General features: G+C 44.3%; 20 protein-coding genes. 9 read left to right on the top strand and 11 right to left on the bottom strand.

Annotated features, from left to right (window positions below):
- Positions 1-30 precede the first annotated feature (30 nt).
- The 3 genes from R8N28_RS13320 to R8N28_RS13330 all read left to right on the top strand — a co-directional run bounded on the left by R8N28_RS13320 (position 31) and on the right by R8N28_RS13330 (position 2,569).
- Positions 31-600, top strand: coding sequence for a YajG family lipoprotein (locus R8N28_RS13320; RefSeq protein ID WP_005380259.1), 570 nt, complete (start codon positions 31-33; stop codon positions 598-600).
- Entirely contained in the window at positions 600-1,145 is a 546-nt protein-coding gene (locus R8N28_RS13325; RefSeq protein ID WP_065274771.1) for a peptidylprolyl isomerase, read from the top strand. Before R8N28_RS13320 ends, R8N28_RS13325 begins: the two co-directional genes overlap by 1 nt.
- A gap of 71 nt (positions 1,146-1,216) precedes the next feature.
- Positions 1,217-2,569 (top strand): AmpG family muropeptide MFS transporter, encoded by a 1,353-nt coding sequence (locus R8N28_RS13330; RefSeq protein ID WP_005380257.1) that lies wholly within the window; start codon positions 1,217-1,219, stop codon positions 2,567-2,569.
- A gap of 63 nt (positions 2,570-2,632) precedes the next feature.
- Here R8N28_RS13330 and R8N28_RS13335 read toward each other — a convergent pair whose 3' ends face one another.
- Genes R8N28_RS13335 through R8N28_RS13350 form a run of 4 tightly spaced genes read right to left on the bottom strand, consistent with a single transcriptional unit; the run spans position 2,633 to position 5,869 of the window.
- The gene (locus R8N28_RS13335; protein WP_065274773.1) at positions 2,633-3,292 is read right to left on the bottom strand and encodes a ChrR family anti-sigma-E factor; all 660 of its coding nucleotides are present in this window, start codon (positions 3,290-3,292) and stop codon (positions 2,633-2,635) included.
- Complete coding sequence (locus R8N28_RS13340; RefSeq protein WP_005380255.1) at positions 3,289-3,873, bottom strand: RNA polymerase sigma factor; 585 nt, start codon at positions 3,871-3,873, stop codon at positions 3,289-3,291. Before R8N28_RS13340 ends, R8N28_RS13335 begins: the two co-directional genes overlap by 4 nt.
- A gap of 44 nt (positions 3,874-3,917) precedes the next feature.
- Positions 3,918-5,276, bottom strand: a complete 1,359-nt coding sequence (locus R8N28_RS13345) for a DUF4397 domain-containing protein (protein ID WP_005380254.1) — start codon at positions 5,274-5,276, stop codon at positions 3,918-3,920.
- Positions 5,273-5,869: an LON peptidase substrate-binding domain-containing protein gene (locus R8N28_RS13350; protein ID WP_005380253.1), complete on the bottom strand. Its 597-nt coding sequence runs from the start codon at positions 5,867-5,869 to the stop codon at positions 5,273-5,275. Before R8N28_RS13350 ends, R8N28_RS13345 begins: the two co-directional genes overlap by 4 nt.
- A gap of 323 nt (positions 5,870-6,192) precedes the next feature.
- On the opposite strand from R8N28_RS13350, the gene R8N28_RS13355 reads away from it, so the two are divergent.
- The 4 genes from R8N28_RS13355 (at position 6,193) to csdA (ending at position 9,796) form a co-directional block, all read left to right on the top strand.
- Positions 6,193-6,990 (top strand): outer membrane protein OmpK, encoded by a 798-nt coding sequence (locus R8N28_RS13355; protein ID WP_005385292.1) that lies wholly within the window; start codon positions 6,193-6,195, stop codon positions 6,988-6,990.
- A gap of 108 nt (positions 6,991-7,098) precedes the next feature.
- Complete coding sequence (gene panE / locus R8N28_RS13360; protein WP_065274774.1) at positions 7,099-7,989, top strand: 2-dehydropantoate 2-reductase; 891 nt, start codon at positions 7,099-7,101, stop codon at positions 7,987-7,989.
- Entirely contained in the window at positions 7,986-8,585 is a 600-nt protein-coding gene (locus R8N28_RS13365) for a DJ-1 family glyoxalase III (protein ID WP_006742560.1), read from the top strand. Before panE ends, R8N28_RS13365 begins: the two co-directional genes overlap by 4 nt.
- The gene (gene csdA, locus R8N28_RS13370) at positions 8,585-9,796 is read left to right on the top strand and encodes a cysteine desulfurase CsdA (protein ID WP_065274775.1); all 1,212 of its coding nucleotides are present in this window, start codon (positions 8,585-8,587) and stop codon (positions 9,794-9,796) included. Before R8N28_RS13365 ends, csdA begins: the two co-directional genes overlap by 1 nt.
- A gap of 33 nt (positions 9,797-9,829) precedes the next feature.
- Here the strand turns inward: csdA and R8N28_RS13375 are convergent, their stop codons facing one another.
- The 5 genes from R8N28_RS13375 to R8N28_RS13395 form a co-directional block, all read right to left on the bottom strand.
- The gene (locus tag R8N28_RS13375; protein WP_065274776.1) at positions 9,830-10,750 is read right to left on the bottom strand and encodes a sensor domain-containing diguanylate cyclase; all 921 of its coding nucleotides are present in this window, start codon (positions 10,748-10,750) and stop codon (positions 9,830-9,832) included.
- 309 nt (positions 10,751-11,059) lie between these two features.
- Positions 11,060-11,488: a cysteine desulfurase sulfur acceptor subunit CsdE gene (csdE, locus tag R8N28_RS13380; protein WP_005385278.1), complete on the bottom strand. Its 429-nt coding sequence runs from the start codon at positions 11,486-11,488 to the stop codon at positions 11,060-11,062.
- Positions 11,489-11,507: 19 nt separating this feature from the next.
- Positions 11,508-12,317, bottom strand: a complete 810-nt coding sequence (gene tcdA / locus R8N28_RS13385) for a tRNA cyclic N6-threonylcarbamoyladenosine(37) synthase TcdA (protein WP_005391724.1) — start codon at positions 12,315-12,317, stop codon at positions 11,508-11,510.
- A 99-nt stretch (positions 12,318-12,416) separates the two neighbouring features.
- Entirely contained in the window at positions 12,417-13,520 is a 1,104-nt protein-coding gene (gene mltA, locus R8N28_RS13390; RefSeq protein ID WP_005391723.1) for a murein transglycosylase A, read from the bottom strand.
- 273 nt (positions 13,521-13,793) lie between these two features.
- The gene (locus tag R8N28_RS13395; protein WP_005380234.1) at positions 13,794-14,249 is read right to left on the bottom strand and encodes a DUF2850 domain-containing protein; all 456 of its coding nucleotides are present in this window, start codon (positions 14,247-14,249) and stop codon (positions 13,794-13,796) included.
- Between the two features lie 162 nt (positions 14,250-14,411).
- On the opposite strand from R8N28_RS13395, the gene argA reads away from it, so the two are divergent.
- Positions 14,412-15,749, top strand: coding sequence for an amino-acid N-acetyltransferase (argA, locus tag R8N28_RS13400; RefSeq protein WP_012841478.1), 1,338 nt, complete (start codon positions 14,412-14,414; stop codon positions 15,747-15,749).
- 416 nt (positions 15,750-16,165) lie between these two features.
- Positions 16,166-16,354 carry a hypothetical protein gene (locus R8N28_RS13405; RefSeq protein WP_005380230.1) on the top strand — a complete coding sequence of 63 codons (189 nt, stop codon included), beginning with the start codon at positions 16,166-16,168 and terminating at the stop codon, positions 16,352-16,354.
- 48 nt (positions 16,355-16,402) lie between these two features.
- Here R8N28_RS13405 and R8N28_RS13410 read toward each other — a convergent pair whose 3' ends face one another.
- On the bottom strand, positions 16,403-16,774 hold the full coding sequence (locus R8N28_RS13410; RefSeq protein WP_031780957.1) for a hypothetical protein: 372 nt from the start codon (positions 16,772-16,774) through the stop codon (positions 16,403-16,405).
- Positions 16,762-17,772, bottom strand: a complete 1,011-nt coding sequence (locus R8N28_RS13415) for a LysM peptidoglycan-binding domain-containing protein (protein WP_054574840.1) — start codon at positions 17,770-17,772, stop codon at positions 16,762-16,764. The genes R8N28_RS13410 and R8N28_RS13415 overlap by 13 nt, the downstream gene beginning before the upstream one ends.
- Between the last annotated feature and the right edge of the window lie 161 nt (positions 17,773-17,933).

Below are 17,933 nucleotides of genomic sequence, written 5' to 3' on the forward strand. Positions count from 1 at the left end.
TTTAGCAAAATAGTTAAAAGGAATAATAAAATGAGAAAATTGGTACTTGCGGCTTCGGTTGCGTTGCTTGCTGCGTGTTCAGCCCCTCAACAACCTCAGCTGAACCTGATGCCAGAAAGCACATTGAGCACCAATCCAATTGTTCAAGGCAAGACTTACAGTTTGACCAGCAAAGATGTACGTGCAGCGCAGTACGTGGCGTTGGTGGATAACGGCCGTTCGAACATTCTTCCTCTTCATGCTAAACAGAATTTACGTATTGCGTTAGAAGAAGCATTAGAGAAGCAATTCTCATCTCAAGGTTTCCATGCGGATCTAAACAGCAACAACGCGATTGAATTGAGCGTTCAAGAAGCGTTGGTCAACGTGAAGCATTCGGTGATGGAAAATGAGATGGATGCTAAAGTTGTGCTGGAAATCACAGCAGAGACACCTGAGGGCAAGCTAGTCAAAACTTATACAGGTACAGCAAAGCGATCTGGCACATTGAGTGCTTCTGATGCCGATATTGAAGAGACATTGAATGATGTGGTGACATTGACGCTTAAAGAGATTGCCAATGACCCTGAGCTTCGTCAATACATGCAGGAGCGTTTCTAATGTTACGCAAAGCGATTCTGTCTTTAGCATTACTCAGCTGCAGCGTTTGGGCTGGGCCAAAAGTAGCGTTTGAAACGACCCTTGGTTCATTTACGGTTGAGTTAAACGAAGAGAAAGCACCTATCACTGTCGCTAATTTTCTGAAACATGTAGAAGATGGGAGCTACGAAGGTACTATTTTTCATCGTATTATCCCAGGCTTTATGGCGCAAGGTGGCGGCTTTAACCAAGATATGCAGATGGTGAAAACATACGCGCCAATCAAAAACGAAGGAAATAATGGTCTAAACAATGACCGTGCTACCATCGCCATGGCACGAACTAATGCACCAAACTCTGCAACTCGTCAGTTTTTCGTCAACTTAGTCGACAATGACTTTCTCAACTATGGCGCTCGACCACCAGGTTATGCTGTATTTGGTGAGGTTACTGAGGGGTTCGACGTTATCCAGAAAATGGCTCAGCAGCCGACCACGACAGTAGGCCGAATGCGTGATGTACCAGAGACGCAAATCGTCATCACCAAAGCTACACTACTTAAATAGCCAAAACGATAAGCCCTTTGAATAATCGAAGGGCTTTCTCTTTCAACGGCTTCATTTTATTGGATTGATTTATGTCTTCATTACCTTCCATCACTTGGTTGGAAACGGTAAAAAGTTACCTCGATAAACGACTCATGTGGGTTTTCATGCTGGGCTGCTCTAGCGGCTTTCCGTGGGTTCTTATCGGTTCAAACATGTCAGGTTGGCTAAAAGATGCCGGCTTGACCCTCTCCGCAATTGGCTATTTTGGTAGCGTTTTTGCGGTCTATGCGATCAACTTTCTGTGGGCACCTCTGGTTGACCGCGTGAAGCTGCCAGTCCTCTTTAGACTGCTGGGGCAAAGACGTAGCTGGATTTTCTTTTGCCAAAGTATCGTACTCGTCGCTACCCTATTTATTGCCGGCGTTAATCCAGCGGAAAACTTGGTGTTTGCGTCACTACTCGCCTTGTGCATTGCAACGGCTTCAGCGACACAAGACATCGCAATTGATGCTTTTCGTATTGATACTTTCCCAAAGTCAGAAGAGTCTAAACTGCCTCAAGCTTCTGCAATGGCGGTCATTGGCTGGTGGACAGGTTATTCACTACCGGGTTATTTAGCGTTTGTTAATGCTGACAGTGTCGGTTGGAATGGTGTGTACTACGGGATGGCGGTGATAGTCGGCATTCTAATGGTCTTTACGATTTTAGTCGGTGAACCGAAGACTCAACGCGAACAACTTCAGTCTGCCGCAGAACAACGCCACAAAGAAGTGGTTGGTTCAAAAGTCGTAGCTTGGTTTACCGTGACTGTTGTAGAACCTTTCCTTGATTTCTTTAATCGCAATGGCGTCCGTGTCGCGATTACTCTGTTGCTGTTCGTTTTCCTATTTAAAATTGGCGAAGCGTTTTTGGGCAGGATGTCGATCGCGTTCTATAAAGATATTGGTTTTAGCAATGAACAAATTGGCTATTACTCCAAACTGATCGGTTGGGGAGCCACCATCTTCTTTACTTTTGTCGGAAGCATGTTCAACGTTAGGTTTGGTATTGTACGTGGATTAATGATCGGCGGTATTGCGATGTCTGCCAGTAACTTGATGTTTGCTTGGATTGCTTCGGTAGGCCCAAACGAGCACTTGTACTTAGCCACGATTATTGTCGATAACTTTACGACTGCTTTCTCAACTGTCGCTTTTGTTTCATTTTTGACGATTCTAACCGGGCAAGCATTTTCGGCAACTCAGTATGCGTTGCTTGCCTCTCTAGGAAACTTCGGACGGACGACTCTTGCTTCTTTCAGTGGCGAGCTAGTGGATTATCTCAATGATTGGAGCACATTCTTCGTGCTTACCGCTGTCATGGTCGTGCCAAGCTTGATTATGTTGTACTCGCTACGACATTACTTTGATGCTCTATTGGAAAAAGCACGTCACAAGCATTAACGAAACATATAAAAAACCACCGAATTCGGTGGTTTTTGTTTTGCGAGATATAAGATAAGAGGTCTATGGGTATAACCCTTTACCAAACATATTAAATATACGTGCCACGCCTTGAGTAAAGATCATCGGCTCAGTCAATACGGTTAAACACAAGCAGTCTTCTCCGGCCTTAGTGTAAGGGCTGTGCTTCACTGATGCGTCTCTAATCATCAAATCGCCCTCTTCATATTGGCCATCCTCGTCACTAAATCCACCATGTAGGATCAATGTAGACTCCAGGCCTTTGTGCGTATGTTGAGGAATTTGCACATCTTCCCCGATGTACATTAAGCTGACACGAGCGTCTTCCCCTAGGTCAATCTGAGCACTAAAAACCTTGCCTCCGTAACTTCTCCATGACCCTACGAGGTCAGAGAAACGCGCTAGAGTTTTAGGAAGAGCGAAACTTTTTCCTGCGACATTAACAGCAGCAGAGTCGCGGATCACGATATTATCAGTCGCTGGCTCCGCATTGATGATGTCATTAAACATGTCGTCAAATTCAGAAACATACTCAGAAGGTATGTCACTTACGATGTTCGCTTGACTTGCTTCGACTTGGTTCACATAAGCTCGGCACTTGGTGCATATTTCTAAATGGGTTGCGACCACAAGACCAGAAACCGCATCAATGCTTCCCGAAGCGTATGCTTCTAACAAGCTGTTATCTGGGTGTTTGTTCATAGTTGCTCCGTATGCATTGAATGCCTTAGCTTTTCTACTGCAAGCCTCAGCCTGGATTTTACAGTACCGAGGGGTATATCAAATAATTCCGCGACCTGTTGATGAGGTAGCTCTTCAAGATATACCGCTTGTAAAACATCTCTCTGGTTTTTCGGTAATATATCTAAAAACTTAACCACCTGTTCTTTCAACATATCTTGTTCTGGTGAATAGTGATCAACAAGATCAGGTGGATAATACTCTGACGGCCAAATGTCATCAGAATGAATGTGTAATTCCTTACCTTTCTGTTTTCTCAGCAAATCAAAACAAAGGTTTCGGATTATGGTATATATCCAAGTCGATAACGCGCTCTTTTCACCATCATAGAGGTGCGCTTTCTGCCAAACTGTCGCCATGGTCTCTTGCACCATCTCCATAGCAACTTGCTCATTACCAACATGTTTGTAAGCGAATTGCTTCAGCTTGGGTGCGTAAAAACGGAATACAAAAGCGAACGCATCTTTGTCTCGAGCCTTCACTTTATCCATGTAATCGTTCCAATCACTGCGCCCCAGTTTTTTCGGGCTATCACTCATCATAATCGGCCTTAATTTGTGGGAGGAGTCTCCTCCTCCCATTCGTCCTAATCGGTCACGTCATCGACCAACAAGTTGAAACCACCGTTGTTCCCATCATCAATGGCAACGACTTGGTACACAACACCGTTCATTACATTGACTGGTGCTGAGTCAACCGCAACAATACTTGGGTTACCAGCCACTGTTACCGTTACATAATATGTACCTTCAGCGACATATAATCCTTGTACGCTATTTTTATACGCAAAATTAGCAATAGTTGGATCACTTCCATCTATTCCTGCACTCGTAGTGAGGTAAATATCCACCATTTCCGCTATAGGATTAGCCGCAGCGTGTGTCACATTCAATGTCGCGCTAGTCGCCACAGCGCGTCTCATATCTTCAACAACCAGAGCTTCGATATCAATCGCTGGGCTAACAACACCGACTGCATAAACACTGTAATCCATTCCACCTGCAACCATTAACCCGTCAACATCTATGATCGGATTGGTTGTTGTGCCATCCACGTAAACGTCAATATCGTAAGCGCCAGCAGCAAGATCCAAATAACCACGAATCTCTTTGAACGCTAAGTCGGCAAGAGGAGCGAAGGCCGCCCCGTTAACGTTAACATCGACGACTGGCGCTCCATCGACAAGGTGTCCGACTCTTACTTCAGCTTGGCTGCCCATATCTTCAATTATAGAAGAGCCCGAACCGTCCAACACCAAGAGTTTGACAGGTGACGTGCTATTCGAATCTCCTGTGCCGATAGCGGCAATCGTCAAGTTGGAATTAGCCGCAAGAGGTACTGTGCCGGAGTCAAAAGCAACGCTGTCTCCTACGGCAAGTCGAACTTGATACTCACCAGCTGGGATGTTCAATACGTCGGTAGAAGCTTTGTAAGCAAGGTTAGTTATTGGAGTCGCGCTAGCAAGAGCAACACCTGGCTCAGTGACATAAAGATCAACAGCAGGAACGCCTGAAGCTGCATGAACAACTTGAACATCTAGACTATTGGCATCAGCCATTGAATCGGCGCTGCGAGTCACAACTAAAGGCTCAACTGGGTTTGGCGAACCATCGGCATCGCCAACAACGAACACGTTATAATTGAGGTCGGAATCAAGATCTAGTTCTGTTTTAGGTATTACGGTCGCGGTTTCATTACCTGGGAGCTGAACATCGACCTGAATCGAATTCATCCCCTCTCGCAATTTAACGTAGCCAGATCCCACACCATAATCAACATTCGTTAATGATGGTTTATCGTTGATCCACACATTTGCAAGCGGCGCATCAGAAGACGCGTGCACTGCTTGTAAATTGGAATACTCGATAGTGTCACTGTCGGAGCCACACGCCGCCAGTCCTAATGCCGCCACCATAGTTAGCGCAGCTCTGCCAAATCCTTTCATATCCTTGCCTCTTTGTTAGTCGGGGCTTCTATGGCTTCTGTCAGAAATTGCAACGCAGGAATGCAGTTCTCTGCGCCAACGAGCTGTTCGAACAGATTGCAGTCTAAAGGAAGTAATTCAAGCCAGCGCTGGGTCACCCAAGCTGAGTCATCGTAAAAACGATGCTGGTAGAGGTTTCCAAGTTGAGGAAACTCTTCATAAACATGGGATAACTGCTGGCTTAAATAGAAGAAATCTGGTGAGTTGTCTGGATGTTGCCAATTGTCTAACCATTCGACCTCTGCATGGCGTAAGCCGTCCGCATCTGCACGAACTCGTTTGACAACAAAGCGTTTCTCACCAGCGACTGTAATACCAAGAAGACCATCACTGAGTGTTTCAAAATCAACAATCCTGACCAAAGTTCCGATAGATGAAACGTTACCCACGTCTTTAGGGTCACCTTCACTTCCTACTAGGCAAACTCCAAAACCCACATTTTGTAGGCTGCATTCCTTTACCATTCGCTTATATCGTGGCTCAAAAATGCGCAGATTCATTTTACCTTCAGGGAGTACAACTGAAGTGAGTGGGAATAACATGACTTCTTTCATTCAAACGTCCTCTTTGATTCACGGATACATACGAATCCCTTATCACTCCGATCACTAACGATTTATGTTGGTTAATCGACTGGCTTAAAAAGTCATAAAATCGCTCACGCAAACGATCCAAATCACACATTTATTGCAATAAAATGCAACAAACAAAAAGTTCCGTAAATAAAGATAATTTCGTGATGCAACTCACCAAAAACGTTTCATTTTGCACCCTTTATCACTTTCATTTGGGATTTTTATCGCTATTATTCCCGCCAATTGGAAAGCGCAGCACAGATTGCGTGTTCTGAATCATTACAAACATAGAGAGTCCCCTTATGCGTAAATCACTTTTAGCTCTTAGCCTTCTAGCGGCTACTTCAGCTCCAGTTATGGCGGCAGATTACTCTGACGGCGATATTCACAAAAACGATTACAAGTGGATGCAATTTAACCTAATGGGTGCATTTGACGAACTTCCAGGTGAGTCTTCACACGACTACCTAGAAATGGAATTCGGCGGCCGCTCTGGTATCTTCGACCTTTACGGCTACGTTGATGTATTCAACCTAACTTCTGATCCAGGTAGCGACAAAGCTGGCGCAGAGAAGATCTTTATGAAATTCGCTCCACGTATGTCTCTAGATGCGGTAACTGGTAAAGACCTATCTTTCGGTCCAGTTCAAGAGCTATACGTTGCAACTCTAATCGAGTGGGGTGGTAACTCTGGTGTTAACTCTCAAAAAATCGGTCTAGGTTCTGACGTAATGGTTCCTTGGTTTGGTAAAGTTGGTGTTAACCTATACGGCACTTACGACGGCAACAAAAAGGATTGGAACGGTTTCCAAATCTCGACTAACTGGTTCAAACCATTCTACTTCTTCGAGAACGGTTCATTCATTTCTTACCAAGGCTACATCGATTACCAATTCGGTATGGATGATGATGCTGGTAACAAGTTTGGTTCAACCGCGTCAAACGGTGGTGCAATGTTCAACGGTATCTACTGGCACTCAGACCGCTTCGCAGTGGGTTACGGTCTAAAAGGTTACAAAGACGTGTACGGTATCAAAGATACTGATGGGTTCAAGTCAACTGGCTTTGGCCACTACCTTGCTGTAACTTACAAGTTCTAATTGAACCACTAAGTTTGCTCAAAAATGGCGCCTTTCGGCGCCATTTTTATTTGCTTTCCTTTTTTCCCTCATTATCCTTGCAGCAAACCTTTTTAATGAGAGCGTTTGGTGAATATCCTTATCCTCGGTCCAGGTGCGGTGGGCTCACTCTGGGCAACAAAATTTAAGCTTGCCGGGCACAATGTTTCATTGTGGGGAAGAAGTTCTGAAAGCCAACAATCACTTCAGTTGGATGACACACCCGCAATCGTATTCAGTAATCAAGATATTTCCTCCGTAAATAAAGCAGATCTCATTTTGATCACGGTAAAAGCTTGGCAAGTGGAAGACGCCATTCAGCCTTTGCTCCCTCATATCAATACAGACACGATTATCATGCTGATGCACAATGGTATGGGTACTGCCTCTGCCTTGGAGAAGGTTGTGCCAAACAATCCGATAGTGCTCGCAACAACGACGCACGGCGCATACAAACCAGATAACCAACACGTATTGCATACCGGTCACGGAACAACGCAAGCGGGTGGTTATAATGACAAAGGAATGCAGTGCGCTTTTCTGCAAGATGTTATGCATCATGCTCTTCCAGAGGTCATTTGGAATCCACACATCCAATCTGCGTTATGGACTAAGTTAGCAATTAACTGCGCGATTAACCCACTGACTGCGATTCACCAGTGTAAGAATGGTGAGCTTGCGCAGCCCGAGTTTAAGATACAACTCGAAAGCATCACTCAAGAACTGGTTGAAGTAATGAGTAAAGAAGGTATTGCTATCGAGTTTCGCTCTCTTTCCGATACGGTAATGCAAGTGGTGAACGCCACAGCTGAGAACTATTCTTCAATGAGGCAAGACGTATTCCATCAACGTCGAACGGAAATTGATTTTATAACCGGATACTTGTTAAAGGCTGCCGAGAAACATCGTATCAATACGCCTGAGAATTTAAAACTTTACCAACGCATCAAACAAATAGAACAAAGCTGGACAGAACAATGAGTAAGAAAATCTTAGTGCCAATAGCTCCAGGCACCGAAGAAATGGAAGCCGTCACCGTTATCGACATGATGGTTCGCGCGGGTTATGACGTTACAGTAGCGAGTGCTGCTTTTGATGGCTCATTGACGATGAAAGCTTCTCGCGGAGTCACACTAACTGCCGATTGTAAGCTAGTCGATATCGCTGATGATGAGTTTGACGCCATAGCGCTTTCTGGTGGTGTTGGTGGTGCAGAAATTTTTCGTGATAGCACGGTGATGATAGAAATCCTTAAGCAGCACATCTACGAGGGAAAATTGGTCGCTGCTATCTGCGCAGCACCGGCGTTGGTATTGCAACACCATGATCTTTTCCCACAATCACTGATGACCTGTCACCCGAGCTTTCAGTCACATATCCCGGAAGAGAAGTGGCGCAGCAAACGCGTGACCTTTGATATCAACCACAACCTGATCACCAGTCAAGGTCCGGGTACAGCTTTAGAGTTCGCGATGGAAGTAATCATTCAACTCTCAGGTAAAAAACACGCATGGTCAGTTGCTGAACCAATGATCCCTCTGCCTACTCTGCACTACCACAAGCTTGGTGAAGAATAATGTTTGACGTAAATGCTGTACGCGAGCAATTTCCTGCTCTAAACCAATCCGTCAACGATACGCCCTTAGTGTATCTAGATAGCGCAGCGACAACGCAAAAACCGCAATGTGTGATTAATGTCATCAGTCATTACTACAGTGCGCAAAATGCCAATGTTCACCGTGGCAGCCATAGTTTAACGGCTAATGCCACCAGCCAATTTGAAGCGGCACGAGAACGAGTGGCAAGCTTTATTGGTGCAAACAGCTCTAAAGAGATCATTTGGACACGGGGCGCAACCGAAGCACTGAACTTAATTGCTCAAACCTACGCCCGTAGCACGTTACAACCAGGTGATGAGATCTTGATTAGCGAGATGGAGCACCACGCCAACATCGTGCCCTGGCAAATCGTGGCAGAGCAAACGGGTGCTAAAGTCATTAAAGTTCCGATGACATCAGATTGCCAGTTCGACATCAGTGCATTTGAGGCGCTTCTGTCTGACCGCTGTAAAATTGTTGCTTGCGCGCAAATAACCAACGTAACAGGCACACGCCAACCTATAGAAAAAATCACTGAACTGGCGCACAACGTTGGCGCGGTTATTGTAGTTGATGGCGCGCAAGGCATCGTACATGAGCAACTTGATTTATCGGCATCAGATATCGATTTCTACGTTTTCTCAGGTCACAAACTTTATGCACCAGCAGGCATTGGGGTTTTATACGGCAAGCTTGAACTTTTGGAAGCCATGCCACCATGGCACGGCGGCGGTAAAATGGTTGAACGCGTTTCTTTCGAAAAAACGACGTTTTCTGCACTTCCTGGTAAATTTGAAGCGGGCACACCAAACGTTGCGGGCGCAATTGCTCTAGCGAAAGCCATTGAGTGGTACCAAGGTTTTGACCATCACGAAGTAGAGGATCATCTCCATGCGCTTCAGGATAAGGCCTACCAAGCACTAAGCGCTTTGGATGACATTCATATTCTAGGCTATCAACCGAATGCCTCTGTACTGACGTTCGTCATGGACGGCGTTCATCACCAAGATATTGCGACGCTGCTCGATCAACAAGGCATTGCGGTACGAGCAGGACACCACTGCGCTCACCCATTGATGGATGCGCTAAATGTGAAAGGCACGGTACGCGTCTCTTTTGGTATTTATAACACGGCTGAAGATGTGGATAGACTCATCGCCGCCGTAGAAAAAGCCGTCGACATGCTATAACGCCAACGGTTTGATTTGGAGTAACCAACAAGGTTACTCCATCTGCCTATCCAGAGTCGCCACGCAATTTCTGCCATTTCTTTTCGCAGCATAAAGCGCTTTATCTGCATGCGCATACAAACGTTTGGTGGTTTCATTTCTGCCTATTTCCACCACGCCTACACTCACCGTGACCGGAATTTCAATCTTTTCAAATTCGAACTGACAATTTTGAATGTGGGAACGTACTTCCTCTCCTACCTCTTTCGCCGCCGACAGAGAAGTTTCTGGCAAAATAATCGCAAACTCCTCCCCTCCGACTCTTGCAAAAATTTCGTCTTTGACGAGTAAGTGAGAAACCAAATCAGCTAAGGTCTCTAAGACATAATCCCCCGCATCATGACCACGTTTATCATTGATGACTTTAAAAAAGTCCAAATCAAACAATAACAACGCGGAGTGATAGTTCGGCTCTTGAGCTTTAATGACCTCTTCTGTGAGCTTTTCGAAAAAGACACGTCGATTGTAGATGTTGGTAAGAGCATCAATTTGGCTTTGATGGCGAAGAAGGGTTTCAACTCGGTGGCGATTGGAGATGTTGCGTGTAAGAATAAGGACAACGCGACGACCTCGGTATTTTATAGCGAGTGGGCAGATCTTGCCTTCGTAGTATAGGTCGCCTCTTGGCCCACTGTTAGCATCTATTCCCTGAATGCTGTCGGCGCACATCTTGTACTCGATCGTCACAATACTGTCTTGTTTCAGTGATCGACTGATCTGCTCGATAAACCAGTCGGCTTGCTCTTTTTCAAGTACGCTGTGAAGTGTCTTACCTATCAAATTGCTTCCATCGTGATAGGCTTTTTTATCTGTTCCTCCAAAAACATCAATATAGATACCATCTTCACTCAGAATAAAAGTGGGGTCTGGCATTCCGGATAACACGTCTTGCGCATGTTCCAAGGTGAATTGCATATAGGGAGGTTCCTAGCGTTTGTACCTAAATATCCCAATCGCCTCCAAATGCGTGTCAGCATTGGGGAACAGGAGCGAATGAGGCATATGTCTACTATCTAATATAGACAAATTTTAAATACAATTGAGTTTATAAAAACCAAGTGGGCAATATAATGAACCAGGATCAATAGAAAGGTTAATTAACACTAAAATAGTCGACTATTTGCATACTTTTTATCCATATGCAAAAAATGTCTCAACTCAGATACAAAAAACGCCAAACAGCTAGGTTATTCGGCGTTTTTTAAGAATTGGGAAAATGACTCGTTACACGGCGGTTTGCTTAATCTGCTCTACAATAGCTTTCAAGCCATTACCACGTGACGGGCTTAAATGGGAGACAAGCCCCAGTTGATCAAAATAAGCATCAATATCAAACGCTTGAATTTGATCGGCCGTTTTACCGTCATAAGCTGCCATTACCAAGGCAATCAATCCACGGACGATACGCGCATCGGAGTCCGCACAAAAATGCCAAACGCCATCTTGCTCTTTGCTCACTAACCACACCAAGCTTTCACAACCCGAAACGGTAACTTGTTCTGATTTCAGCTCTTCTGGCATTTTTGGCAGCTTTTTACCCCACTGAATAACCTGACGGTAACGATCTTCCCAGCCTTTAAATTGCTGCATAGTCGCTACAATGTCTTCGCTGGTGATATCTGTACCAAATGGAGAAACGGGAAAATCTGTCATGATGCGCTCTTCTTCTAGTTTACTGCTTATATTTTGAAATCAACTTCTCAACGATTCGCGATACCGCGACAAAGCCAAACGTTGCAGTTACGACAGTCGCCGCACCAAAACCGCTAGCGCAATCCATACGTTTTGGACCTTCCGCTGTCGACTTCACACCACACACTGAACCGTCTGCTTGAGGATACTTCAGCTGCTCGGTTGAAAACACGCAATCAATACCAAACTTACGAGCCGGATTCTTAGGGAAGTTATGATGACGACGCAAGGTGTCTTTGATTTTCTTCGCTAGAGGATCTTGGATCGTTTTCGTTAAGTCAGCGACCATGATCTGCGTTGGGTCAACCTGACCACCAGCGCCCCCCGTGGTGATCACTTTGATCTTGTTGCTGCGGCAATACGCCAACAAAGACGCCTTCGCTTTTACGCTGTCAATCGCATCTAGCACGTAATCAAACTCTTTGCTTAAGTACTCATGTTGATTGTCTGGCGTGATGAAATCATCAATCAGATTGACTTTACACTCTGGGTTGATCAATTTGACACGCTCGGCCATCACTTCAATCTTGCTTTGGCCAACGGTGCCCGTCATCGCATGAATTTGGCGGTTAATGTTCGTGACACAAACATCGTCCATATCAATCAGAGTCAACTCACCGATCCCAGTACGGGCCAGCGCTTCGACCGCCCATGAACCCACGCCACCAATACCAATAACACAAACGTGTGCAGCGCGAAGAATGTCCACTTCACTGTTGCCATAAAGACGACGAGTGCCGCCAAAGCGTTGATTGTAGCTGTCAGATGCTGGGGTATCGAGTTCACGCATATTGAAGTCCAGATGATCGATAGAAAAACAAAGAGTGCGATTTATACGCACTCTTTGATGAAATGTCTAGATAAGAGGCGGTTCCTCTTTCTTGGGTCGCTATTGTAGCTTTTCTGGCGGCAAAGCCCAAGGCGCTTGAGTTGGTGAGTTTTCCAGCCCAAGTTTCCAAACTCGACCAAAATGCTTGTAGTGCCCTGCTTCCGTTCCTGCTCTCGCACCAATGCCATGATACAGATCCAAATGGTTCTGTTTTACCGCACCACCAGTGTCTAAAACGATCAGCATTCGCAGTTGATGAGCACCGCTCCACGTACCATCCGCATTCAGCAATGGTACTTCCGCCAAGATTGGTGTGCCCATTGGTAAGATAGAACGGTCACCCGCGACCGCGGCCATTGGTAACAAAGGAATACCAGCCGATCCCGTTACTGGCGCTTCCGCTTTTGGCGCAAAGAAGACGTAAGAAGGGTTTTGCTCCAACAACTCGCGTACTGTTGCGTCGTCGTTGTCCATTACCCACTCTTTAATCGCTTTGAGAGACATTTTTTCACGCGGCACTTCACCACGTTCAATCAAAATGCGGCCAATACTAACGTAAGCTTTATTATTTTTCCCTGCGTACGCGAAGTACTCCAACGTATCATCATCTTCAAAATGCACATAGCCACTGCCCTGCACTTCCATCATAAACGGGTCAATACGGTTAGGCGCATAACCTAGCACTAAACCTTGGCCATCTAATGCCCCGTTGTAGATCTCCGCACGAGTCGGACAATCTGATGAGCAGTTTGGCTTGCCATAAACTGGGTACTTAAAAATGTCGTTTGGTGTATGACGCAGCTCCATCACGGGAGAAAAGTATCCGGTAAACAGCACATTACCTTTTTTATCACCACCACCCAATTGCGCGGCTTGAATGCCAAACGCACTCAACGCACTGGTATCTCCGCTCTGTTGCGCCCACTCACTTAATCGTTGATATAGCGGTTGGTATATCTTCGCCATGGATGGTGACTTTATCACCACTTGCTCAGCTTGCTTGTTAAATTCAGTAAAATCGCGTGGTTTGTTAGACTCAACCACATCCACTTGATTGAGGATCTGAGGAAACTCACCATCAAGATATTGCTGAGCACGATCATTTTGTTGAGCACAGCCAAAGAGTAGGCTCAAAGAGATAATAGGAAGGAGTTTTTTTAACACGTGTCTTTTCCGTAAAAGAGAATAGCAAAAGGATGGCAAACAAATGCATACGGTGCAATTGAAAAGCAACGACAAAATGTTTCAACGCTAAGCCAATCCGTTTACTCGTTGTAAATTCATTCAGTTAATGCAACATGATAACAGCGGAAGAATTACGGAATTGTCCGGATTATGTTTGGAAGTAAAATTTACTGATTGAGAGATGAAATTGTGATCATCCATATGGCTCACAGACGCAAGAGAGCTCTGCTTAAAAGACAATAATAAAAACGACTATCTTACCGCTATCCTTGCACGTCCCTCTAAACGGAATACAGGTAGATAATGAGCATTGGCATCCAGCTTCATTTCTGCATGCTGCTTACCCACAAAATTGAAGTGCCGCTCATTTGAACCCACTCGATACGAAAACGAATCCCCATCGAATTCAAAACTGGTCGCCACTGTAGAACCATTTACGGTAACACCGCGCTCACTCAACACAAATTCTTCACGAGCATAAGGCGCAACATCTTGCTCAACCCAGCGACCATAAATTGTCGATTTGGGAATGGGCGGATTAATGGTTCGAGTAATCAAATCACTATACAGCATGCACACGACAACGGTTCCAACTATCGCTATAAGCATGAGAGAACGCTCTAGCCACTTACGAAGCATTGATTTAGATGACGTTTTTGACAGATTTGAAGCAGTGATCGCAGCATTCTTATTAACAGCAGAAGACATGAGGTTCACGTATTGAGGAAAGACGCCACCATTGTAACCTTCCCTCTTAACGGGACCAAGAACCTACCTCAATATGTTTGTGCTTTATTCCAAAATTTCGCCTTGCCACTCAATGAATAAAAAGGCATTATTTTAACATAATTAAACAAGGGAATGGCTGTAGTGAAAATTCGTAGTACTGCTCTCGTAAAAGGATTCCGTCAATCAACACCTTATGTCAATGCTCACCGCGGAAAAACCATGGTGATCATGCTGGGCGGAGAAGCCGTCGCACACAAAAATTTTGGCAATATTATTAATGATATCGCACTCATGCACAGCCTCGGAATCAAAGTCGTGGTGGTGTATGGTGCACGTCCTCAAATTAATCAGCTGCTAGAAAAACAAGACCTCACTACGCCTTACCACAAAAATATCCGCATTACGGATGAATCGGCTTTATCTGTTGTTATGCAAGCTGCCGGACAACTTCAGCTTGCGATTACTGCGCGCCTATCAATGAGCCTCAACAATACTCCGATGGCAGGTACCCAGCTCAATGTCGTTAGCGGAAACTACATCATTGCCCAACCACTCGGCGTTGATGATGGTGTGGACTATTGCCATAGTGGACGTATTCGCCGCATTGACACCGACGCGATTAATCGCACTCTTGATCAAGGTTCAATTGTTCTGCTAGGTCCCATTGCTAGCTCTGTGACTGGCGAGTGCTTCAATTTATTATCGGAAGAAGTCGCCACCCAACTAGCGATAAAGCTGGGTGCGGATAAGCTGATTGGTTTTTGCTCCGAACAAGGTGTCATTGATGACAACGGCAATGCTGTCGCCGAGTTACTACCAATTGAGGCGGAGCATGTCATCAAAACGCTTTCTGAAAATACGTCTCCTGACCTAGATTACAACACTGGAACACTGCGCTTTCTTAAAGGCTCTATTGCCGCTTGCCGTGCCGGAGTACCTCGTAGCCACTTGATCAGTTATAAAGTAGATGGCGCCTTAATTCAGGAGTTGTTCTCTTTCGACGGTATCGGTACCCAAGTTGTTATGGCGAGTGCTGAACAAGTGAGGCAAGCTAATATTGACGATATTGGCGGTATCTTAGACCTCATTCGCCCGTTAGAAGAACAAGGTGTACTGGTTAGGCGCTCTCGAGAACAGCTAGAGCAAGAGATTGGAAAATTTACCATCATCGAAAAAGACGGCTTGATTATTGGCTGTGCTGCCCTTTATCCATACCCAGAAGAGCGTAAAGCTGAGATGGCTTGCGTAGCGATTCACCCTGACTATCGTGATGGAAACCGAGGTTTGTTACTGCTCAACTACATGAAACATCGTTCTAAATCCGAAACCATTGATCAGATTTTTGTCCTCACGACACACAGTTTGCATTGGTTCAGAGAGCAAGGTTTTTACGAAGTCAGTGTCGACTATTTACCTGGAGCCAAACAAGGGTTATATAACTTCCAGCGTAAGTCCAAAATCTTAGCGTTAGATTTATAGCTTAACCTTAAATCAGGGAGCGAAACTTAACGTTCCACTATACCAACTAACCTCAAAGGGCAGGATTTAGTTCATTAACGCTCAACCCTGCACATCGAGCTTGTTTAGGAACGAGTTTGTTGAGGAGTAAGGCCACACATAAACCCTACTCCGGACTAGCGGGTCATCATGTAAACCCAACTTAGAAATGCGCAAACCATTGCTTGATTTTTGTTCCAATTTTATCTTTTAAATATACATTTGGTTGGCTATACTCTGCTCGCTAGTGATTGGTTTTTAACCAATACGAATGGATCTAGGTGATGTAATTAGCCTTCACCCTAAAATACTGGGCAATTGAAAAACTAGTTAGCTCCGTATTGCACACCAAGGACAGTTGTTAATCTGACTTTAAATAAGCCGAGACGAGCACTGTTATGAGAACAATCATTTGTAATTCGCTTCAAAGCTTCTGGGATATGGCTGACAATCAGTTTTTAGAAGGCCTAGACGTCCACTGTGTTTTCCCCGTAAATGACGCTATCCGAGATTTTATTCTTGCTTATCAACAGCAATACAAAATACGCAGCGTGTCTTTTACCAATGCGTTTGCAAAACATGCATAAAAGAAGACCGAGCCATAAGCTCGGTCTTCTTTTACGTACGTAATCAATTCAAAACAAAATCATAGCTAACAAAGATGCAAAAATAGTGACTACGATAAAGATTAAAATAGTCCAGTACACTAGCCCAATACTTATGAACCACTTTGGGCAAACTCTACGAATATCTGTTAGCTTTCTTTTTTTGGCCAACTTAGGAAATGCAACTGCGGCAACAAGAGCTAATCCATGTATTAAGGCCCCAAAGTGAAATCCAGAAACTAAAGCAAGCTCAATATCTGTATAGTGCTCACTAGTATACGCATAGTGCTTTACTTTTTGCGGCGTGATAACAATAAGCAAAATACCTACTATCAGGTACCAAAAAACTAACAAAGCACCTGCAACAAAAAATGTAATAAAAGAAACTTCTAATAACTGCAAACTTCACCGACCTTGGTCTTACCAACTAAGTCTATATTGCTATATAACTCTTTGTATTTATCAGCAACAACTTTACCAGACGCATAACTAGCACTGGCAGAGACAACCCCTAAAGCGATAGCGCCTATCCAACCAACTGGAGTAGCCATAACTACCAGAGATATAACGGCCCCGCCAGCTAAACCAACGACTGTACTTGCTGCAGTTTCCACCAATATTTCGTTTTTCTTTGCGTTAGAGTCTGCTCTAGCTATCTGATCGCAGGCAATACCAATATTAACTGCAGTTAATACAGTGCCGCCTTTAGCTGCTACTTTTGATAACTTTGCTAACCTATCTGTATTCTTCTTAAGCGCCGCAGTAGTCATAACCCCGCCGTTTCTAGATATCCTCATAGCCTCTCGAGCTTTCTTACCATTAAAGAGAAGCTTCTCAGTTGGTCCAAGATTTTTTGCTACATTCTCTAATAGTTTTTTCCTGCGATAATCATACTGCCCTTTCGAAAACGTTCCTGATTTATAATCTCTATATAAACCATCAAGCTTTTTTAGCTCTGCAACATTTCCTTTTTCACTATCTCCTAATAAAGCCCCCATGGACGCAAAAGTAGCACCGATACCTGCGCTCGCAGGCCCCCAATTATCATCAAGCCAAGAAAGAGCCCAAAATGCTTCCTTTTCGTTTTGCGACATAGATTTCATCGTTGATTCAAATTGCGCTTGATCATGATCTGAAATGGCAATTTTAGAAGAAAACTCAGATTGCTTGGTATTTGAAACGTTCAACTTTCTCAAGTAAATAGATTGACCAGATTTAATCGAATTAGGGTCTGAAATTTTAGGGTTGTCTTTTTTTATTTGAGCAAGAGCAAAATTATAGCCATCTGTTCCAAACTTAAAATGATAAAACTTCCATATAATTCTCGTAAGAGTATCACCAGGCTTAACACTATATATGTAGCTATACCTATTAACGCTGTTAAAGTAAGTTGTATTCATTTCATTCAGATCCTTATGCCCATAATTGCGTATAATGTTAACGTTTCAGATTCAAAAACATCAATTGAAATGACTTTTCTTTCAGAAAGAGAATTGTTAAAATACAACTCATCACCAAGTTTGACATGTAACAAAGGTAAAACTGACTATAAACTAAGTCC

The organism is Vibrio sp. Vb1554 (assembly GCF_033344235.1).